Below are 22,051 nucleotides of genomic sequence, written 5' to 3'. Positions count from 1 at the left end.
TTAATAGAAAATGCCTCCAGTATCAGAGGCATTTTGATGAGTTATTTTTATAAATGATTATTCTTTAATCAGTTTTTCATAAGAAAGGTTTCCATCTTTCAGAGTGATCTCAAGATAATAAATACCAGGCTTCAGATCTCTGACATTAATGCTTTCTCCTTCAGGTTTTACAGATCTTACTTTTCTTCCTGCTGATTCATAAATATCAATAGATTTTATTTTATCTACATTTTTGATACTTACGGTTTCTTTTGCAGGATTTGGATAAAGAACAACTTTTTTGTTTAACATTTCAGTATCATTTACTCCTAATACGGAAGTAAAAGATGCAGTAGCATATCCTACGTTGGCTGTTCCGCCATGAGGGCCCACTGTATTAGTTGCAGAAGCAGGTCTTGGTCCTGCAAAACTTATAGAATTGGTAGTTGCATAGGGCATTTGATAGTCATTAGGATCTGAATTGGTCAAAGCCCTTGTTAAAATTAGTGTTCTTACAGTTCCAGCAACAACATCACTTACTATTGTCCAGTCTTGTGAACCGTCTAATGGAGGCTGCACGAATCCTGTAAAATTTCTATCCGTAAGTTTTGGAGTTGTAACCGCAGAATAAACCACAGCATCTCCTGACGACATGCTAAACCCTGCATTAACACCAATTCCTAAGCCAAACCATCTGTCAGACGGACCTTTTAATACCAAGGTTACTGTAGATGTTGTATTGTCAAGAGTAAAATTTGCAGTTATCCCATTATTAGGGGACAAAGGTACATCACCTGTAGTTTTTTGCTGCGAAATGCCCAAAAAACTGATTAATAAGAAAGAAAAAAGTACAATGTTTTTCATATTTTAATTTTTTAGCTGGTTGATAAGTTCTGAATTTTTTGATAAAACGGCATATTCAAAGGCTGTATTTCCCTGTTTATCTTTTACTGTTTTATTTGCTTTATATTTAACAAGAAGTTTCACCATTTCTGTATTTCCCAATTTCGAAGCAAAAATAAGCGGTGTCGTTCCTTGTGAATCTGTTGTATTGATATCCGATTTATGATCTAATAGTTCCTGAGCTAATTTTAAATCACCTTTAAATACTACTGCCATCAGTGCAGTTCCCATTGAAGAGTTATAATTGATATCTTTTACTTTATCCATCAAAAAATCAGCCACTTCGGCATTGCCTCTGTAGCAGGCGAGGATAAGAGGCGAAAAGCCACTTTCATTGGTTTTGTTGATGATATCCGGATCCTGTTTCATGAGCTCCTTCACTTCAGCTACCGTTCCGCTTCTGGCAATATCAAATATTGATTTTACTTTTTCCTGGGCAGACAGTGCAGAAAAACTCAGGAAAATACTTATGATGAAGATAATATTTTTCATTATTTTGTCATTACATAATTGTATTCTACATTGACATTTTCAGCGATCTTTTTAGTTACTACTTTTGGGATAGTCACCTTGTGATCAGCAGGTTTTGCCACAAAGCTTCCCTGCATATAGATCTTCCCGTCTTTGCTGTAAATGGTAGCAGCAGAAGAAACAGCCTTATCTACACCATGAAAATTCAGGGTTCCCTGAACGGTATACTTTTGTGGCGAGGCTGTAAGTTTTGTTTTATCAAAATTCAAAATCTTTCCTTTGAAGGTTGCCTTAGGATATTTTGCTGTTTCAGCATAATTTTCATTAAAATGCTCTTCCATTAGTTTGGTTTTAAAATGAAAGTTTTTCACGGCAGAAACTGAAGCTATTTCCCCGTTATCTGTATTGATGACAACAATATTCTTATCATCTTTAGCATATACGTCTTCGAACAGCGGCACGGATGCCTCAAAGGTTACACTGCCTGTTTTGGAACTGTACTTCTGGGCTGAAGCAAAACCTGTAAAAAACAGGACACTAGTTATTACTATTAATCTTTTCATATCGGATATTTTAATTTTCAGCAAGCCCGTCGGCTTTCCATTTTATAAAGGTGTTAATCTGAGTCTGAGATAAAGATCCGCCCTGCGGCATTTTTCCCGGATCTCCGTTGGGTCTTTGTATCCTGTCTAGAATGCCATCAATATTATTTTTTACGTCTGTATAGGTTGTAAAAGGCTTAAAACTTCCTGCAGAATGGCATCCGATGCAGTTATTATCAACAATTGATTTTACGTCAGAGTTATATTTTACAGTCACTGTAATTGGGGTATTATCCGAAATCTCCTCATAGGTCCTGCTGTCACAAGCAATAAACAGGGCAGCTGATGATAATAGGTATAGTATCTTTTTCATCTTAAAAAACTCTGTAAAGGTTAAACCCAAAGAATATCTGTCCTTTCCCCCACTTTCCTACTGCATTGGAAAGATATCCTATATCTGAATTGATTTGGGAATTGGTAAATAAAAGCTGGAACACATGTCCCCCGGTTTCTATATCCATCCCCAATGAGAGAGGATTTTTATAGAAGCTGTGATCATCGAAATTCACAAAATATTCTGCGTTAATAGAAATTCTTTTAGAAATTTTATAGCGGCCGCCTAATCCGGCCAAAAACTGGTTTTTATCTTCAATAGCGGGATCATAAAGATTTTTATGAATATATGACGGAGTCAGTTGCAAAGAAAATTTATCATTAAATCTTCTTGAGATCAAAGCCTGCGTAAGATAGGAAAGCCTGTCGCTGAATCTGAGATGGGGATAATTGTCCTTATCTAGGTCCGTATTTAAAGCCATTACATTATAGCCTACGATCTCTGCCGGAAAACTTTCAGTCTGCTTTACAAGCTTGTATTTTACAGCGCCTTCGAATGTTTTCATGTTTGTCTCCCTGGAAAGACTGACTGAAATACCGTCTGTAACACCGTAAATAACCCCTAGTTTGGTAGAAGCATCGTCCAGACCGAAAAAATTTTTAAATCCTGTACTGATGTCTCCGAAACGGTGAGCCACCACAATGTACCATTCATTTTTGGCAGAGAGTTTTGTGGATTGTCCTGTGACGATCTGCAGGGCTTTAAAAGCTGGCTGTGAAGTTGATGTGGTTGTTTTGAGAGTGTCAATATCTTTTAGCAGATCTTCCTGTGCTGAGACAAGACCTGAGGCCAATACCGACAAAAATAAGAGAGTTTTTGTCATATACAATTTGAATTAAATTATGATATGACAAACTTATTGAGTTATCGATCTAAAAGTGTGTGATAAAAGTCACCATAAAAATTGTTTTTATCAATGATAAAAACAATTTAATTAAAATATCATATATTAGACAGGTCTAACATTTTCATTAACAAGGATTTTGATTCCTTCCTTAGTCTGAAGAATTTCACCTTCGTTTTCAATCTTTTTAAGAACCCTGCTTATAACTTCTCTGGAGGTACCTAAATTGTTGGCTATTTCACGGTGTGTAATTTTTAAAGGACTGTTTCCTGTGGCTGAAATCTGCTGGCGAATATAGTTCAGAACTCTTTTATCAAGTCTGTGAAATACAGCATCATTTACCATATTCATGACGTCTGAGAAACGTTTATCATATTCATGATAAAATACCTTGTTGATTTCCGGAAAACGGATCAGCCAACTGTGTATAACAGATACAGGAATGAGAATAACTTCAGATTCTTCTTCTGCAACAGCATATACCCTGCTGGTATAATCTGTAAAAATGGACGAAAAAGTCATCAGGCAGCTATCATTGGGTCTTATATAGTAATAGATCAGTTCTCTGCCATCATTGAGGGTAAAGACTTTTATAGAACCTTTAATGAGAAAAGGAACGTATTTATTTTTTTGCCCTTCCCTGATAACTTCTGTTTTTGATTTTATTTCAGTAATAATCGCATTTGCATGCATTTCATTTAAAAAATCATCTCCTAAAAATCCAAATTTATTGAGAATAAATTGATTATTTATCATATCTGTTATATCATATCTAAAAACAAATTTAGAAAAATATAAATATAAGAATGAATAAAATTATTTTAACAATTGATTATTTTAAAAAAACTGCTTCACTTTTGTGAAACAGTCTTTTGTAAAATTTATATTGAGTTCTGAAATAGCGATACAATCATTATTTAACTTCAGATGCACAGACCATCAGAAATCATTACACCTATAAAAAGTATTTGATCTGCATCGGGATTTTTCAGAACTAGTCATTATAATCTGTATTTTAAATTCAAGCCATAAAAGAAATACGATTTGTTTGGACCAGGATTAAGATCCGTGGCGAGTCCTTTTGGGTAACCATTACCTGTATCCGAATCATTAATACTGTTTCCTAAGAACAGGAATGTATAATTGATTTGATTGGTTAAGTTATTTCCCATTATATAAGCATCCACATCAAATTTTCCAAAAGTTTTTTTATAACCTAATTTAGAATTAAGTAAGCCAAAACCTTTTACGAGATTGGTATTTGCAAAATCTGTGTATACATTGCCCAGGTAATTATAAGTATTTACGAGATAAAAGCCAGGTTTTGTATATAAATCCAAACCGACAGCATATTTATTTCTAGGAACCCCGACAACAGTTTTATGATCGTAAGTTTGTTCACCGCCCAATAACCTTGTTTTAAAATCTTTATATTTTGCATCGTAATAAGAAAGATTTACAAAGGGAGCAATTCTGTTAAGGAATGAGTTATCATTTTTATACAGGTAACCAACACTTACTTCCAGACCACTATTTTTCTGACTTCCTGTGTTTGCCCAATAGGTCTGGTTATTAGAATTAGGTATTGTCAGCTGAGTTAATTTATTAGAATAATCTATTCTGAACAAAGAAACCTGATAATCCAGCTTGGTATCTAATAAAAGTCCATGTACACTGAAATCTACCATTTTAGCACGTTCTGCCTGCAGATCATTATTAGCGGTATTCGTATAATTTATAAAAGATGAACTTGCAGTAGGGGCATTGTATCCTTCACTATAGCTTAGATTAAAAATCTGATGTTTCCATTCTTTCTGTAAAGCAAAATGCGGAGTATAAGCCGTCTCATATTGTTTTCCGAAAGACTGATCTTTTTTTCCTGCAATTAATCCGGGAAGCGCATACAAATCTTTTCTGTCATAATTAGTTTTATTTGCGCTTACTCCTGCAAGTAATGTTAAGCCCCAAGGTTTGTATGTTAAATAATCTATTGCAAAATAAGTGGCCTGATTATTATTGTATTTAAAATAAGTGGCTCCGGATATTCCCGTAGTTTCCAGCGGATTTGTAATCAAGCCTGTAAAACGGTAGCTTGATGCAGTAGACATTGAATTCTGAATTTCTGCCCCAAAATCCAGCCTGTTCTCGAAGTCTTTGAATTCATTTTTTAGGGTAAATGTGGAACGCAATCCTACATTTGGTGCGCTTGATACTCCGTAAGCTCCTGCAGAAATACTTTCTGTATTTCCATTATAGTAAAATATCGTCGTGTAATTTCTAAGGTTTGGAAGAATATTAACAGAGTTGCTAAGCCCCACTCTGGTAGATTTTATTTTTGTTCCTGAATTTTTACGAATATAGGCAGGGTTTCCGTTATCGATTCCTGCATAATAATCGTCATAAGAAATCTGTCCCGACGTGTGCTCGTAAGAATAGGCCTGGCTTCCAAAGAAACTTAACTGATCATTTTTTCCAAGCTTTACTGTTCCGTTTACGTTAAAAAAGTTTTTTAACCCACTTCCGTTCGGTCTGTAACCATCAGTTTCAAGATGACCGTAAGCTGCATTAACCGAATAGTTTTCATCAGCAACATTCAGCTGAGTACGGGACTGAAATGTTTTAAAAGCACCTACCAAAACATTTTCGGAAACTGTAATGCCTTTTGTAAAATCAGGACGTGTATAAAACCGAACCACTCCGCCTACTCCGCCACCATACATTGTTGCTGCAGGACCTTTGATAACCTCAACATTATTGACGTACGCAAAATCCAAATCATCCAAAATGGTAATTCCTTCAGCATTTGTTAATGGCATATTATTCCAATAAGCTTTAACCCCCCAGTTGTTAAACTTCTGATCGTTTCCATACCCACGAACAACTAATCTCTGACCTCCAAAATTAGTCCGTTTATCAACTTGTAATCCGGACATTGTAGATAATGTCTGTTCAATTGCAGCAGGATTGTTCCTGTTTAATTCTTCTTCCGAAAGTGTTTCTACAGACTGTGCATGTCTTTTAAATTCTGCACGTTCCTGCTTTATTTTTTTTCTTCCCTGGATAGCAACTTCTTCTATATTACTTCCTGATGATTGTTGGGCATTTGCAATTACACAGCTAAGCAAAGCTGCAATGCATATATATTTTTTCATTGATTAAAAATTAATTATTGGTCGTTTAAATGTTTTTATAACAGGTTAAAAACATCTTCCGGAGGCGGAATTATAATTGACAAACAAGATGTACTTTTTAATCTTTTTAAATATTCTGATCTTTGTTTTAAATGAAATATATTGAAAACCCGCAATTCTCCACCCTCAAAAAAAATAAAAGAGTTGGAAATTTTTACGATCTTCTTCCCTTGTAAAGGCACACCGAAATGTCGCCATGCAACTATTTTCTTGGTAACGAAAAAGGCAGAGAAATTCAATATAGAATTAAGAACGATGTCTTTTTTATCCAGATAACAATAAAAATATTTAGTCCCGTTTATAAAATTAATGTTGATCACATCATAAGAAAAACCATTGAGGATAAATTCTTTTTCCTCTTTCCATTCGGCTTTTACTAAATCTTTTTCAGAAAAACAGATCGTTTCAGACGTATTAAATTTACGTTCTAAAATATGAGATTGTGTTTTTTTGGATACTTCAGTTTTAATATAAGAAATGACAGGATGAATCATATTAAAAAATACAATTACTAAAGGAATAAATAAAAATATAAAGAATAGTTTTTTATGCAAATGAAGAAAATTATTGTCTTTGAGGAATTAATTCTCCCTCAGGTTCTGCCGAAACAAATCCTGATATATATATTCTGTGAATTTTTTTGGAATTGTTTGCCGTGTACTCTATCCAATTATCTTTTGAATCTGGAATAAGAGATTTTTTAGGACTTTCTACAGGTGTTCCGGAAGGTTTATTTTCAAAATTATCTGCCTGATCTGTACTTTGCAAATTACCTTTTATAGTAATTAAATTGCCAGAATTGGTTTGAGTAAAATTGATGGTATTTCCTTCTGCTTTCAAAGATTTAACACGGATATTATCTTTGTTATTTTTTGATTTTAATATAACTGTATAAACCGTTCCTCTCACTCCTGGCCTTCCTCCAAACCAGTCTTTTTTTTCTGCGGAAACTAAAATTACACGATCCTGATATAATGAGGAAACCGGCGCTTTACAGGAAAACGCCAGTATCCAAAATATGATTATAAATAATTGGTTATTCATTTTTAATCGTCTTCTCCATCATCAGTTACTTTGCCTAAAACCAAATAGTTTCCACTGTAAATAACTTCACCTTTGGATTCAGCTTTCAGTACGTAATTTCCAGGAGTTAATCTTTGACCAAATTCTTCATCAGATTTTACATTTTTCTTACTGTAAATCACTCTTCCCGATGCATCAAAAATACTGATGTCTACAAAATTGTATTTAGCAGAATCAAATCGTAAATGCGAAATTCCTTTTGAAGGATTCGGATATACTTTTGTTTCGTCTTTTTTAGATTTTACCTCTCCTGTTGCTAGTGCAACTATTGTGTTTTGAGTAGTCCAAGCCCCTCTTCCGTAAGTAGAAACCAAAACTGTTCTTGTTGCAGGCCGGTAATCTAAATTGGTAATTCTTATATTCCCAATATTTCCGCTAATGGAAGCCCAGGTCGGCGATGCAGAAAGGAAATTGGTTGTTCCCCATACTCCCATTTCTGTTCCTACAATTATTTCATTGGCATCGTCAGGATTTCTTAAAACCGTTCTTACCGGCATATCAGGAAGATTTCCTTCTTTATTCTGCCATGTTACTCCGCCGTCTGCAGAATAGAAGATACTGGTAAGATTATAGTTGGATAATGTTACAATAATTTCGTTTTCATTGGCTCCAAATTCGATATCAGAAATTGTTCCTACCGCTGGTGTTGTTATTGCTGTTGTAACATATGAAGTTGTATTAGCATTTGTTATTTTAAAGATTCTTCCCAGGTTAGTCCCAACAAACAAGGTTGTAGATGCAGTTGTGTAAGGAGAAACCTTCAGCCAGGAAATTTGCTCGTTTGTTTGTGCCGTTCCTACTGTAACAGTGTTATTGGTAAATGTTGTTGCTGTAGCAGATAATCCACTTGTTCTGAATAAAGTTAATCCTGAACGGTAAGAATAGAAAACATTGTTTATCCTGTCTAAAGCAATCTCATTTACAAAGTGCCCGTAAGCATTTCTGTTGGCACTTGAGATAAGATAATAGGCATTGTTTGTCAATAAATAATGATTATTGTAAACATAACTTGCAATTTCATAATTATCCTGATCGTCATATTCTGTGTACATTCCATCTCCGGAAGTTGCAAGTTGGCTCGTTAAGAAATTGTTCGCCTGCGGAACGCCATACAACCACCAAGAACCATTATCCTGAGCACCAGCCAAAATTTCTTCATTAGAAGGAGTTTTAATAGGATTCAACGTTGCACTATAAAACTGTGTAACATTGTATCTTGTATTTCTAGCAGAAAAACCTCCTATTGTTCCAATTGTATTTTTATTACCTGCAAAATAAATTCCGCCGTCATTTCCAAACAACATCTGGTTGGTAGAATAGTTATTAAAAGGATTAAAAACTATTTCATGCTGGTCTGCATGTACCTGAGAAACCTGCAGGGCTGCCATATTGTTATTATTCGACCATTTTGAAATCTGTGTCCAGCTCACACCTCCGTTTGTAGATTTAAACAGATCAATTCCTCCGATATAAACGGTATTGTCATCTAAAGGATCAGCAGCAATCACAAGGTCATAGAACGACTGTCCTCTTGTAAAATCGTTTGCAGCAATACTTGTGTCCGCGGCTGTAGGAAGTGTAATAACCGGTGTTGCATCGTTAGTAGCCTGCCAAGTTGTACCACCATCCATAGATCTTGCAATACGAATTGGCTCCGAAGTATTGTTTACTCCCTGCATGAATGCATAAATCTTATTTGCATCGGTTCTGGAAAGTGTGAAATTTACTCTTGAACCCGTATTTCCCACATTATAAATTTCGCTAAAAGTATTTCCGTCTGTAGATTTGAAAATTCGCCCTCCTGAATCTATATTTGAGAATCGGGAAGATCTGGTAGAAATCCACACTGAATTATCCGCTCCTATTTCTATTTGCTGGATAGAGTATCCTGTTGTACTGGTTGTACCGGTAGTTGTATTAAGGGCAAGCAAGTTGCTGTTCTTGGTAAATGTTGTACCACCATCTGTAGACTTGTATAATCCGGCCTGGCTTAGTCCCTGCCATCCGTCATTAAAAGAAATCCCTACATAAGCACCACTTACTCCGGCATATACTTCCGAAACACCATTATTATTTCTTACTTTAATATCATTAATATAGAAATTACCATTTCTTACTCCTGAAGAGGAATAGGTAACCGGAATGGTGAAGATCTGCGTCCATGTCGTTCCTCCATTAGTCGATTTCCATATTCCCGAGCCTACCGCATCAGTAGTTGAAGATTCTCCAGTTCCAACATAGAAGGTTTGTGGATCATTTGGATCAGAAGCCATACAGGCAATGGAAGTATTTGCCCAAAATGTACTTAACGGCGTCCATTCATTGGTACTTACGGAAGGGTCCTGGTTTACCCAAAGACCACCTGAAACACCGCCTGCAAAGACCCTTTTACCTGTTGGATCATTGGGATCAAACAGTATAGTCCGGGTTCTCCCTCCTACGCTGTAAGGTCCTCTTTCTACCCATGGCTCATTTACTATTTTTGCTGTAGAAGATCCGGATCCGTCTGTAGTGATAAAAGACAGCGGTTTTGTAGGAGCATATCTTCCTTGAGCAATCTCCTGATTCAGTTTGGCAAGCTTATAAAAATTAGTTCCTCCTGTAACCGGATCCATTGTTCTTTTATAATCTTCCTCATTATAAAGATCGGGAGGAATTCCTGCTGTTTTTGAATATTTATGCTGTTTTTTTACACTTTTATCATATTTAGAATATAATTCCTGAAGGTGTTTTTGATTAGCATGAAGTGTATTATCTTGCGCATAAAGACCTCCGGATATGCACAACATAACACCAAAAATAATATATCTTTTCATTTTTTATATATTTCCTACAAATATACTCAAATACAACAACGATTGTATTAATTTGTATAAAAAATTACAAATTACACAAAATAACAGCTTTTAAAGTATAAAAAATTCATTATTATGTTAAATGAAGACATAAAAAAATGCCTCAAATAAATTTAAGGCATTCTGATTTATTTTGAAAAAAAATCTTAAGCTTGTACGTTGTTACCTCCTAATACGAAAGGCTCAACTTCTTTGATTTCTCCAAATTGCTGCTCGTAGTTAGTGATGTTTTGTTGAAGAGCAGAAAGTACTCTTTTAGCGTGAAGCGGAGCAAGAATAATTCTTGATCTTACTTTAGCCTGTTGTACACCTGGCATTAATTGGATGAAATCTACAACGAATTCAGATGGAGAGTGGTTTACTAATGCTAAGTTAGCATATACTCCAGCAGCTACCATTTCGTTTAATTCGATGTTGATGTTTCCATCTTGAGGATTTTGATTGTTGTCCATTGTTATAAATTATGTTTTTTAAATTCGAAATTTGAGATTGTGAAAATATAAAAATAAATCCAAACCTCAAATTTCAAATCATTAATTTTAGTTAAGGTCTTCAAATTCTTTTTTAGAACCTACAATTACATTCTGGTATTCTTTAAGACCTGTACCTGCAGGGATTCTGTGTCCTACAATTACATTTTCTTTAAGACCACTTAAGAAGTCTACTTTACCAGCAACAGCTGCTTCGTTCAGAACTTTAGTGGTTTCCTGGAATGATGCTGCAGACATGAATGACTTAGTCTGAAGAGCTGCTCTTGTAATACCTTGCAATACAGGCGTTGCTGTAGCAGGAAGTGCTTCTCTAACTTCAACTAAAGCTTGATCTTCACGCTTCAACTTAGAGTTCTCATCTCTTAATTCTCTTGCAGTAATCATCTGACCTGGCTTGAATTCTTTAGAATCACCAGCTTCAACTACCACTTTAAGACCGAACACTCTGTTGTTTTCTTCCAAGAAATCAAATTTATGCTCTAATGCACCTTCAAGGAACTGAGTATCACCTCCGTCTACGATAGATACTTTCGTCATCATCTGTCTTACGATAATTTCGAAGTGCTTATCATCAATTTTTACCCCCTGAAGACGGTAAACTTCCTGAATTTCGTTTACTAAATATTCCTGAACTGCAGTTGGGCCTTTAATTCTTAAGATGTCATCCGGAGTAATTGAACCGTCAGAAAGCGGCGAACCAGCTCTTACGAAGTCATTCTCCTGAACAAGGATCTGGTTGGAAAGTTTTACAAGGTAAATCTTTCTTTCTCCAGTTTTAGCCTCAACAATAAGTTCACGGTTACCTCTCTTGATTTTTCCGTAAGAAACTACTCCATCGATTTCAGTAACAACCGCCGGGTTTGAAGGGTTTCTTGCTTCGAATAATTCGGTAACTCTCGGAAGACCTCCGGTGATATCCCCTGCTTTTGCAGATTTTCTTGGGATCTTGATCAAGACTTTACCAGCCTTAATTTTTTCACCATCGTTTACCATTAAGTGGGCTCCTACCGGTAAGTTGTAACCTTTTTGCTCAACTCCTTTAGAATCTACCACTTTCAGAGTAGGTACGGCTTTCTTATTTCTGGATTCAGAGATTACTTTCTCTTCGAATCCTGTCTGTTCGTCAATTTCAAGCTGGAATGAAATACCCTGGATGATATCCTCGTATTCTACTTTACCAGCAGTTTCAGCAATGATTACCGCATTATATGGATCCCATTTCGCAATAAGATCACCTTTCTTCACTTTATCACCAGATTTAACGACTAACTGAGAACCGTAAGGTACGTTAGTAATCATTAATGGTGTTCTCTGCTCATTATCGGTAACCAATCTGAATTCTGTTGTACGGGAAACTACTACTTCCGCAGTATTACCGTTTTCATCTTCAGAAGTAATTGTTCTTACTTCATCCAATTCTACGATACCGTCTCTTCTTGCAACAATAGATGGGTTTTCTGAAACGTTCGTGGATACACCCCCTTGGTGGAAGGTTCTCAACGTAAGCTGAGTACCTGGTTCCCCAATTGATTGAGCTGCAATTACACCTACCGCTTCACCCATGTGGATCATTTTACCTGTTGCTAAGTTTCTACCGTAACATTTCGCACAGATACCTTTCTTAGTTTCACAAGTAAGCGGAGAACGAACTTCAACAAATTCTAACCCTGCTGCTTCAATTCTCTTCGCTAATGCTTCATTAATTACCTGGTCTGCTTCAGTGATTAACTCATCTGTTTCAGGATCATAGATGTTGTGAAGAGAAACTCTACCTAAGATTCTTTCGGAGATCTTTTCAACGATCTCATCATTTTTCTTAAGGGCAGTCACTTCAGTACCTCTTAAAGTACCACAGTCGTCTTCTGTAACGATAACGTCCTGAGCAACGTCTACCAATCTTCTTGTTAAGTAACCGGCATCGGCTGTCTTAAGAGCGGTATCCGCAAGACCTTTACGGGCACCGTGAGTAGAGATAAAGTACTCAAGGATGGAAAGACCTTCTTTAAAGTTTGCCAGGATCGGGTTTTCAATAATTTCCGCACCGGTAGAACCAGCTTTCTGCGGTTTTGCCATCAAACCTCTCATCCCGGATAACTGACGGATCTGTTCTTTGGAACCCCTCGCCCCGGAATCAAGCATCATATATACAGAGTTGAATCCACCTTGATCGGTTTTCATTCTACCCATGATCATTTCAGTTAATCCGGCGTTGGTATTAGTCCAAACGTCGATTACCTGGTTATAACGTTCTGTATCTGTAATCAGACCCATGTTATAGTTGGCTCTAATTTCGTCTACTGCTTCAATGGACTGAGCAATCATTTTTTTCTTCTCAACAGGAACTACAATATCTCCAAGTGAGAAGGAAAGACCTCCTTTAAATGCATTTGAATATCCTAAATCTTTCATTGCATCCAGGAACTTCACGGTTGTAGGGAAGTCGGTATCAGCAAGGATCTTACCGATCACATTTCTTAATGATTTCTTAGTCAGAAGTTCATTGATATATCCTGACTGTTTAGGAACAATCTGGTTGAATAAGATTCTACCTACGGAAGTTTCGATCAATCTTGTTACTAATTCTCCGTTTTCTTTAACAGGCAGTCTACATCTTACTTTAGCGTTTAATGATACTCTTCCTTCAGCATAAGCGATTTCCGCTTCTTCCGGAGAATAGAATGCAAGGCCTTCACCTTTTACTTTCATATCTTCTGTAGAGCTCAATTCTTTGGTCATGAAATAAAGACCAAGAACCATGTCCTGAGAAGGTACAGTAATAGGAGAACCGTTTGCAGGGTTCAAGATGTTCTGAGAACCTAGCATCAATAACTGAGCTTCAAGGATCGCTTCAGGGCCTAACGGTAAGTGTACCGCCATCTGGTCACCATCGAAATCGGCGTTGAATGCTGTTGTTACCAACGGGTGAAGCTGAATTGCCTTACCTTCGATCATCTTAGGCTGGAATGCCTGGATACCCAGTCTGTGAAGAGTAGGTGCTCTGTTCAGTAGAACAGGGTGACCTTTCATCACGTTTTCAAGGATATCATATACTACAGGCTCTTTTCTGTCGATGATTCTCTTTGCAGATTTCACAGTTTTTACAATACCTCTCTCAATCAGTTTTCTGATGATGAACGGTTTGTAAAGTTCTGCTGCCATATCTTTAGGAATACCACATTCGTGAAGCTGTAAGTTTGGACCTACAACAATTACGGAACGCGCAGAGTAGTCTACCCTTTTTCCTAGTAAGTTCTGACGGAAACGACCTTGTTTACCTTTCAATGAATCAGAAAGTGATTTCAATGGTCTGTTTGATTCAGATTTTACGGCAGAAGATTTTCTTGTATTATCGAATAATGAATCTACTGATTCCTGAAGCATACGCTTCTCGTTTCTCAAGATTACTTCCGGAGCTTTGATCTCCAACAGTCTTTTCAGACGGTTGTTTCTGATAATAACTCTTCTGTAAAGGTCATTTAAGTCAGAAGTTGCGAAACGTCCTCCATCCAATGGAACCAATGGTCTTAGCTCTGGTGGTATTACTGGAAGCACACGCATAATCATCCACTCCGGTCTGTTGATCATTCTTGTATTGGCACCTCTTAATGCTTCTACAACGTTCAATCTTTTAAGAGCTTCAGTTCTTCTTTGCTTGGAACCTTCATTGTGAGCTTTGTGTCTTAAATCGAAAGACAATGCATCAAGATCGATTCTTTTTAACAGATCTTCAACAGCTTCAGCACCCATTCTGGCGATGAATTTGTTTGGATCAGAATCATCAAGATACTGGTTTTCCACAGGAAGAGTGTCCATGATATCAAGGTACTCTTCTTCTGTAAGGAACTCCATATTATCGAAGTCAGAACCGTCTAATTTTTTAGCAATACCCTGCTGAATCACTACATATCTTTCGTAGTAGATGATCATGTCTAATTTCTTAGAAGGAATTCCTAAAAGGTAACCGATTTTGTTCGGTAATGAACGGAAATACCAGATGTGCGCAATAGGCACTACAAGGTTGATGTGTCCGATTCTCTCTCTTCTTACTTTTTTCTCAGTAACTTCTACTCCACAACGGTCACAAACGATCCCTTTGTAACGAATTCTCTTGTATTTACCACAAGCACATTCGTAATCCTTTACCGGACCAAAGATTTTTTCACAGAACAAACCGTCTCTTTCAGGTTTATGTGTTCTGTAGTTAATAGTTTCCGGTTTTAAAACTTCCCCTCTTGATTCCTGAAGAATCGATTCCGGTGAAGCTAAACCGATGGTTATTTTATTAAATCTACTTGATTTATTTTTATTTGACATTTTTTAGATTTTAGATTTTGGATTATAAATTTTGGATTATAAATTCTGAATTGATTCAAAATTCAACACTCAAAATTTAAAATTATTCCTCAAGTCTTACATCAAGTCCAAGTCCTTGTAATTCGTGAAGTAATACATTGAATGATTCCGGAATACCTGGTTCAGGCATCGATTCACCTTTTGCAATTGCTTCATAAGTTTTTGCTCTACCAATCACGTCATCCGACTTCACAGTCAGAATCTCTCTCAGGATATTTGATGCTCCAAATGCTTCAAGAGCCCAAACCTCCATCTCTCCGAATCTCTGACCTCCGAATTGAGCTTTACCTCCTAACGGCTGCTGAGTAATCAATGAGTAAGGACCAATAGAACGTGCGTGCATCTTATCATCAACCATGTGTCCTAGTTTCAGCATATAAATAATACCTACTGTAGCAGGCTGAGTAAATCTTTCTCCTGTACCACCATCATAAAGGTGAGTGTTACCGAATTTCGGAAGACCAGCTTTTTCTGTATATTCAGTGATCTGATCAAGGCTTGCCCCATCGAAAATTGGTGTAGCGAACTTCAGACCCAGTTTCTGACCAGCCCATCCAAGAACTGTTTCATAAATCTGTCCGATGTTCATACGGGAAGGTACCCCAAGTGGATTCAATACGATATCTACCGGTGTTCCGTCTTCAAGGAATGGCATATCTTCTTCACGAACGATTCTTGAAACGATACCTTTGTTACCGTGACGTCCTGCCATTTTATCCCCTACATTCAACTTACGTTTTTTAGCGATATACACTTTTGCCAATTTCATGATTCCTGCAGGAAGCTCATCTCCGATAGAAATAGCGAACTTCTCACGGTTTTTAACTCCCTGGATATCATTGAACTTGATTTTATAGTTGTGAATTAACTGTTTTACCAATTCATTCTTATCGTTATCTACAGTCCAGTCTGCACCGCTTACGTTTACGTAATCTTCAACTGAAGTCAATAATTTATGAGTGAACTTCACACCTTTACCGATGATTTCTTCATCAAGGTCATTGGTAACTCCCTGAGAAGTTTTACCGCCTACCAGTGTGTTTAATTTTTCAATTAAAGTGTTTCTCAACTCATCAAACTTAGCCTTGTAAGTGTTTTCAATCTCTTCAAGCTTAAGTTTTTCTTCAGTTCTTTTCTTTTTATCTTTAATATTTCTGGAGAACAATTTTTTATTGATCACAACACCTCTTAATGAAGAATCTGCTTTCAATGAAGCATCTTTCACATCACCAGCTTTGTCACCAAAGATGGCTCTAAGAAGTTTCTCTTCCGGAGTTGGGTCAGATTCACCTTTTGGCGTAATCTTACCGATCATAATATCACCAGGCTTCACTTCAGCTCCGATTCTGATCATACCGTTCTCGTCAAGATCTTTAGTTGCTTCTTCAGAAACGTTAGGAATATCTGCTGTCAGTTCTTCCATACCTAATTTGGTATCACGAACTTCAAGTGAATACTCATCAACGTGGATTGAAGTAAACCAGTCTTCACGTACCACTTTTTCGTTGATTACGATGGCATCCTCAAAGTTATATCCTTTCCAAGGCATGAAGGCTACCACTAAGTTTCTACCAAGAGCTAATTCTCCGTTTTCAGTAGCATAACCGTCGCAAAGTACCTGTCCTTTATGCACTGTTTCACCTACTCTTACGTTTGGTCTCAGTGTAATTGTTGTACTCTGGTTGGTTTTTCTGAACTTAGTAAGGTGGTAAGTTTTAGTAGCAGATTCAAACTGTACTAAATCTTCGTCAGCGCTTCTTTCATATTTGATGGTGATCTTATCAGCATCTACATATTCTACAAGACCTGTACCTTCAGCATTGATCAAGATTCTTGAATCTTTGGCAACCTGCTGTTCCAGACCTGTACCCACGATTGGAGCTTGTGGCTTCAATAGAGGAACTGCCTGACGCATCATGTTGGATCCCATCAATGCACGGTTCGCATCATCATGCTCCAGGAACGGAATCAATGAAGCTGAAATACCAGAGATCTGGTTTGGAGCTACATCGATAAGGTTAACCTGAGATGGCTCAACTACCGGGTAGTCACCATCTAGTCTTGCGATAATCCTGTCTGTTAAGAAATCACCGTTATCAGTCAATTCTACGTTCGCCTGAGCAATTACTTTATCTTCTTCGTCTTCTGCATTCAGATAAATAGGATCTGCAGTAAGGTCTACTTTACTATTTTCTACTTTTCTGTATGGAGTTTCGATGAAACCTAAGGTATTGATTTTAGCATAGATTCCTAGAGATGAAATCAAACCGATGTTTGGTCCTTCCGGAGTTTCAATCGGGCAAATTCTTCCGTAGTGGGTATGGTGAACGTCACGAACCTCGAAACCTGCTCTTTCTCTTGATAAACCACCAGGCCCTAGTGCAGAAAGTCTACGCTTGTGCGTGATCTCTGAAAGCGGGTTGGTCTGGTCCATGAACTGAGAAAGCTGGTTGGTACCAAAGAACGAGTTAATTACTGATGTTAATGTTTTTGCATTTACAAGATCTAGTGGAGTAAAGATTTCGTTATCTCTAACGTTCATTCTTTCCTTGATTGTTCTTGCAATTCTTGAAAGACCTACACCGAACTGTCCTGCCAATTGCTCACCAACAGTTTTAATTCTTCTGTTTGATAAGTGGTCAATATCATCAACCTCAGCTTTAGAGTTAACAAGCTCGATCAAGTGTCTTACAATAGCAATGATATCTTCTTTTGTAAGAACTTCAGTTGTAGTTGGAATATTAAGACCTAACTTTTTGTTTAGCCTGTAACGTCCAACTTCACCAAGAGAATATCTTTGCTCAGAGAAGAATAATTTTTCGATAATTCCTCTTGCTGTTTCCTCATCTGGCGGATCTGCATTTCTTAACTGACGATAGATGTACTCTACCGCTTCTTTTTCAGAGTTGGTAGGGTCTTTCTGTAATGTATTCTGGATGATAGAGAATTCATTGCTGTTTTCTTTGTGAATCAGGATAGATTTCACACCAGCATCAAGAATAAGATCTAAATGTTCTTTTTCAAGAATTGTTTCTCTGTCCAGGATGATTTCGTTTCTTTCGATAGAAACTACTTCACCTGTATCTTCGTCTACGAAATCCTCGAACCAAGTGTTCAATACTCTCGCAGCCAATGTTCTTCCTTCTACTTTCTTAAGGGCCGCTTTAGAAACTTTCACTTCTTCAGCAAGGTCGAAAATCTGAAGGATATCCTTATCAGATTCGTAACCGATCGCTCTTAACAGGGTAGTTAATGGTAACTTTTTCTTACGGTCGATATACGCGTACATAACGCTGTTGATATCGGTCGTAAATTCCATCCAAGATCCTTTGAAAGGGATAATTCTTGAATAGTACAGTTTAGTTCCGTTTGCGTGGTAAGTCTGTCCGAAGAATACACCAGGTGAACGGTGAAGCTGCGTAACAATAACTCTTTCAGCACCATTGATGATGAAAGATCCACTAGGCGTCATATAAGGAACCGGGCCTAAATACACATCCTGAACCACAGTTTGGAAATCCTCGTGCTCAGGGTCTGTACAATACAATTTAAGTCTTGCTTTAAGAGGAACTGAATACGTCAATCCTCTTTCCACACACTCGTTAATTGAATAACGTGGAGAATCTACCAGATAATCAAGGAATTCCAATACGAACTGATTTCTAGAATCGGTGATCGGGAAGTTTTCCTGGAAGGTTCTGTATAAACCTTCGTCTGTTCTGTCTTCTGGAAGGGTATCAAGCTGGAAAAAATCTCTGAAAGACTCTAACTGGATATCCAGGAAGTCAGGAGTGATAATTTTTCCTTTAGCTGATGAGAAGTTAATTCTCTGATTCCCCCTTGTAGTTGCTGTTGTTTTACTCATAAAACTTTTAAGAAAGGGTTAAAAAATATTTTGATTCATTAAAAAATATCAGGAAAGAAAAAGAAAAAGAGAGAAAAGATAAAAGACTTCATAATGTTTGGCGCTATTAGAAATCGTCTTTATTCTTTGTTCTTTATTCTTACAATCTAATCCTAACTGCAACGCTGGTATATCTTTTCACAGCGTAATGCAAAATATTTTTATTTACTTTTGAGGCAGAACTAGCCGCAGTATCTATATACGAGAAATCCCTTTCATTATTTTCCATGAAAGAGTTGATTTTCAATATTTTATAGATTTACAAACAATTATTCGCGCCAAAAGAGGGACAAAGGTACGAAATTACATTCATATAGACAAATAAAACCTCTTCATTTTGAGAGCATTAAAAGTTTTCAAATAAAAAAGGCCGTCCCGAAGGACAGCCTTTCATTTTATAAAATGTGAAAATTATTTTACAATGATCTTATAAGATTTCATTGTTGATTTAGTTTCTATTTTTACAATATAAACACCTGCCGGTAGTGAAGCTGTATTAATTTCAGCATTACCAGAGAATTTATCTGATTTGATTAATTGCCCTTGAGCAGAGAATAGTGTATAAGTTCCTGCTTCTCCAGATTTAACGTTTAAATTTTCACCTGATTTAACCGGGTTAGGATACACACTAATATCACTTGCAGTTGAAGTAACATCTGAATCAGCTATTCCTTTACCTGACTTCGCCAAAGCACTCTTTAACTGAGCAGCGTAAGGAGATAATGGAGAATCAGGTGCTCCTCTCTTTACAAGATCTGTATCCACAACAGCCTGAATACCATCTTTATCCACATCATTGATTCTGGAAATAAATCCTGAACCAAGGTCATCCAGGTTACCTTTACCAATAGCATATAAATCGAAGCTTGCACCGTTTGAGGTAAGATCTACAAAATCAAGATCAGCATCTCCATCAGTATTTTTAGTAGCATATTTCAATACACCTGAATCCGGAGAAGTTTCCAAAATATCAGCAATACCATTAGCACCTACAGCCACACCTAAATCTATAACACCATTATGATCTGCATCAATCTGATCAATTACTGATGTTGGAACACCTGATTCAAATAAATCAAGAATACCATCATTATCAGAATCTAAATCCAAATAATCAGCAATACCATCACCTAAAGTAGGAATAACAAAAAGATCTCCTTCTACGTCATCATTCTCAAATAAGCCATCATGATTCAAATCTTCAACAGCATCCAGAATTCCATCATTATCAGAATCAAGGTCACATGCATCCACAATTCCGTCACCATCTGTATCAATAGTAGGAGATTTGTCATTGACCGCTGTACATCCTTCTGCACAATCCGGAATACCGTTACCGTTATTATCAATACTGTCATTACCGTTAGGACACTGATCGAAGCAGTTTGGCACTCCATCATTATCATCGTCTCTGCTTGCAAATGCATTATAGATATAGTAGTTCTGAGGAATACGCACCCCTGTACCACTATAGAACGTCACTTTAATACGGTTGAAAGGTTTGGTCGCCTTACCTCCTACATAAAATTTATTGGAATCTGTAGTGAAGAAATTTCCACTAATTAGGCTTCCTGTACTTGTGAAAATGTCTGTCTGAGTATTATTATTGTAAAGGGTTACCGTAATATTTTCAAGAACACTCACCCCGATCAGATTCGCAGCTTTTTCCAATGTAAATCCAGCATACGTATTAGCAGGAAGTAAGCTATTGGTACTTACAGTTGCATATGCTGAGAAAATACTTAACAATGAAGCAGCAGGAATAGTTGCTGTAGCATAATTAGATGTATTGGTATCTACAATAGCCGCTGGGTTTACCATTTTCGCTAAAATAAGACCAAAAAGTCCAGGACCGGAAGTCCAGTTAGTTCCTGATACCAGGTTTCCCTGAATTGCAGAACCACTTGTCTGGATTTTATCATTACATTCACAAGATGCAGGCTCCTCAAATGCATAATATACTTTTAAAGATCCCAGATTAACACCTAAAGTCTGCGTAACTTTCAAACGCACTTCGTTAAAAGGCTTAGTTGTTGTCACTGAAACTTTTTGTTTTCCGGTACCAAAGCCCAGAACTTTAATGTTAATTAAACCACCACCATCAGATAATGTCCTAGAATCCTGAAGCTGGCCATATAAATAAGTTTCTACTGTAATATTCTTTAAGAACTCTGCACTTAAAAGTTTTCCTTCATCGTCAGGAGAGATCACAAAACCTGCTTTGTTTCCTGCCGGATAAACCTGATTTTTATCCAATACTCCTACTGAGTAAGATCCAAGAAGTCCAGCCGGCAATACAATTGATCCGTAAGAATTCTTATCTCCGTCCCCTATTCTTTCTCTGTTTTGAACAAAAGAAAGCGGAGCAATGAAGCTGCTGCTTCCTGATACGTTTCCATCTACACCACTTCCCGCAATAATATCATCACAGATTCCATTGTTATCAACAGGAACTTTAGTAGGATCAAATGCAAAGGCATAATATACATTCAGTGCACTGAATATAGACAGTACATTGGTTTGGTATAGTCTTACTTCGTCAAATTCTCTTGTCGTTTTCATATGCAGGAAAATTCTGTTTTTGCTTCCTCCGAACGCAGGAACAGACAATAAGGTACTGCTTGTAGTAGATTCCTGAAGCACTCCATTTTTATAGGTACTGATTCTTAATGAACTTAACAGGTCTACTGTGATAAAACTTGTCCCCAAATCCACATTAAAACCTGTAATGTATCCTGCAGGATAAGTAGTATTTGTGTTTTTCACAGATATACCGTTTCCACTTACTAAAGAAGCAAAGTTCCCCATACTTACACTATTATCCAGATTCGCATCTATTACAGGATTCATACTCCCGTTATAACACGCCAAACAAATACCTGAATTATTTACAGGTTTAGCTTCTACCCCCATCCCTCGGATAGGCTCATAGCCTTTTTGAGCAGATACTGCCGCTGACATCATAAATATCATCAGCATGACTGCAAATTTCTCGAATAATTTTTTTGCCATTTTTTTTGTTTTTGTTTTTATTAAGTTTT

General features: G+C 36.9%; 14 protein-coding genes. All 14 read right to left on the bottom strand.

Annotated features, from left to right (window positions below):
* Nucleotides 1-57 precede the first annotated feature (57 nt).
* The 14 genes from V6R96_RS10070 to V6R96_RS10005 all read right to left on the bottom strand — a co-directional run bounded on the left by V6R96_RS10070 (nucleotide 58) and on the right by V6R96_RS10005 (nucleotide 22,022).
* Entirely contained in the window at nucleotides 58-843 is a 786-nt protein-coding gene (locus V6R96_RS10070) for a T9SS type A sorting domain-containing protein (RefSeq protein ID WP_223560308.1), read from the bottom strand.
* Nucleotides 844-846: 3 nt separating this feature from the next.
* On the bottom strand, nucleotides 847-1,374 hold the full coding sequence (locus V6R96_RS10065; RefSeq protein WP_223560309.1) for an ankyrin repeat domain-containing protein: 528 nt from the start codon (nucleotides 1,372-1,374) through the stop codon (nucleotides 847-849).
* Nucleotides 1,374-1,916, bottom strand: coding sequence for a YceI family protein (locus V6R96_RS10060; RefSeq protein WP_336379032.1), 543 nt, complete (start codon nucleotides 1,914-1,916; stop codon nucleotides 1,374-1,376). Before V6R96_RS10060 ends, V6R96_RS10065 begins: the two co-directional genes overlap by 1 nt.
* 10 nt (nucleotides 1,917-1,926) lie before the next feature.
* Nucleotides 1,927-2,268, bottom strand: coding sequence for a hypothetical protein (locus V6R96_RS10055; RefSeq protein WP_167409407.1), 342 nt, complete (start codon nucleotides 2,266-2,268; stop codon nucleotides 1,927-1,929).
* Between the two features lies 1 nt (nucleotide 2,269).
* Nucleotides 2,270-3,112, bottom strand: a complete 843-nt coding sequence (locus V6R96_RS10050; RefSeq protein WP_223560311.1) for a DUF5777 family beta-barrel protein — start codon at nucleotides 3,110-3,112, stop codon at nucleotides 2,270-2,272.
* A 126-nt stretch (nucleotides 3,113-3,238) separates the two neighbouring features.
* Complete coding sequence (locus V6R96_RS10045) at nucleotides 3,239-3,889, bottom strand: Crp/Fnr family transcriptional regulator (RefSeq protein ID WP_111955351.1); 651 nt, start codon at nucleotides 3,887-3,889, stop codon at nucleotides 3,239-3,241.
* A gap of 245 nt (nucleotides 3,890-4,134) precedes the next feature.
* Entirely contained in the window at nucleotides 4,135-6,285 is a 2,151-nt protein-coding gene (locus tag V6R96_RS10040) for a TonB-dependent receptor (protein WP_336379033.1), read from the bottom strand.
* Between the two features lie 35 nt (nucleotides 6,286-6,320).
* Nucleotides 6,321-6,818, bottom strand: coding sequence for a hypothetical protein (locus tag V6R96_RS10035; protein WP_336379034.1), 498 nt, complete (start codon nucleotides 6,816-6,818; stop codon nucleotides 6,321-6,323).
* A gap of 70 nt (nucleotides 6,819-6,888) precedes the next feature.
* The gene (locus tag V6R96_RS10030) at nucleotides 6,889-7,233 is read right to left on the bottom strand and encodes a hypothetical protein (RefSeq protein ID WP_336389750.1); all 345 of its coding nucleotides are present in this window, start codon (nucleotides 7,231-7,233) and stop codon (nucleotides 6,889-6,891) included.
* Between the two features lie 137 nt (nucleotides 7,234-7,370).
* Entirely contained in the window at nucleotides 7,371-10,223 is a 2,853-nt protein-coding gene (locus V6R96_RS10025; RefSeq protein WP_336379035.1) for a T9SS type A sorting domain-containing protein, read from the bottom strand.
* Nucleotides 10,224-10,408: 185 nt separating this feature from the next.
* On the bottom strand, nucleotides 10,409-10,714 hold the full coding sequence (locus tag V6R96_RS10020) for a DUF3467 domain-containing protein (RefSeq protein WP_034702050.1): 306 nt from the start codon (nucleotides 10,712-10,714) through the stop codon (nucleotides 10,409-10,411).
* Nucleotides 10,715-10,801: 87 nt separating this feature from the next.
* The gene (gene rpoC, locus V6R96_RS10015) at nucleotides 10,802-15,067 is read right to left on the bottom strand and encodes a DNA-directed RNA polymerase subunit beta' (protein WP_111955359.1); all 4,266 of its coding nucleotides are present in this window, start codon (nucleotides 15,065-15,067) and stop codon (nucleotides 10,802-10,804) included.
* A gap of 82 nt (nucleotides 15,068-15,149) precedes the next feature.
* Nucleotides 15,150-18,971: a DNA-directed RNA polymerase subunit beta gene (gene rpoB / locus V6R96_RS10010; RefSeq protein ID WP_111955361.1), complete on the bottom strand. Its 3,822-nt coding sequence runs from the start codon at nucleotides 18,969-18,971 to the stop codon at nucleotides 15,150-15,152.
* Between the two features lie 450 nt (nucleotides 18,972-19,421).
* Nucleotides 19,422-22,022, bottom strand: coding sequence for a T9SS type A sorting domain-containing protein (locus tag V6R96_RS10005; RefSeq protein ID WP_146897138.1), 2,601 nt, complete (start codon nucleotides 22,020-22,022; stop codon nucleotides 19,422-19,424).
* Nucleotides 22,023-22,051: the final 29 nt, after the last annotated feature.

The sequence above is a fragment of the Chryseobacterium sp. CCNWLW53 genome (assembly GCF_037083525.1).
Lineage (GTDB): Bacteria > Bacteroidota > Bacteroidia > Flavobacteriales > Weeksellaceae > Chryseobacterium > Chryseobacterium lathyri.
The sequence above is the reverse complement of the archived record's forward strand: the minus strand, read 5'-3'. Positions and strand labels throughout refer to the sequence as shown.

Coding starts and splice junctions, on each gene's coding strand:
- V6R96_RS10025 (WP_336379035.1), bottom strand. CDS start 10,223: ATGAAAAGATATATTATTTTTGGTGTTATGTTGTGCATATCCGGAGGT.
- V6R96_RS10070 (WP_223560308.1), bottom strand. CDS start 843: ATGAAAAACATTGTACTTTTTTCTTTCTTATTAATCAGTTTTTTGGGC.
- V6R96_RS10005 (WP_146897138.1), bottom strand. CDS start 22,022: ATGGCAAAAAAATTATTCGAGAAATTTGCAGTCATGCTGATGATATTT.
- V6R96_RS10065 (WP_223560309.1), bottom strand. CDS start 1,374: ATGAAAAATATTATCTTCATCATAAGTATTTTCCTGAGTTTTTCTGCA.
- V6R96_RS10040 (WP_336379033.1), bottom strand. CDS start 6,285: ATGAAAAAATATATATGCATTGCAGCTTTGCTTAGCTGTGTAATTGCA.
- V6R96_RS10045 (WP_111955351.1), bottom strand. CDS start 3,889: ATGATAAATAATCAATTTATTCTCAATAAATTTGGATTTTTAGGAGAT.
- V6R96_RS10060 (WP_336379032.1), bottom strand. CDS start 1,916: ATGAAAAGATTAATAGTAATAACTAGTGTCCTGTTTTTTACAGGTTTT.
- V6R96_RS10035 (WP_336379034.1), bottom strand. CDS start 6,818: ATGATTCATCCTGTCATTTCTTATATTAAAACTGAAGTATCCAAAAAA.
- rpoC (WP_111955359.1), bottom strand. CDS start 15,067: ATGTCAAATAAAAATAAATCAAGTAGATTTAATAAAATAACCATCGGT.
- V6R96_RS10050 (WP_223560311.1), bottom strand. CDS start 3,112: ATGACAAAAACTCTCTTATTTTTGTCGGTATTGGCCTCAGGTCTTGTC.
- rpoB (WP_111955361.1), bottom strand. CDS start 18,971: ATGAGTAAAACAACAGCAACTACAAGGGGGAATCAGAGAATTAACTTC.
- V6R96_RS10055 (WP_167409407.1), bottom strand. CDS start 2,268: ATGAAAAAGATACTATACCTATTATCATCAGCTGCCCTGTTTATTGCT.
- V6R96_RS10020 (WP_034702050.1), bottom strand. CDS start 10,714: ATGGACAACAATCAAAATCCTCAAGATGGAAACATCAACATCGAATTA.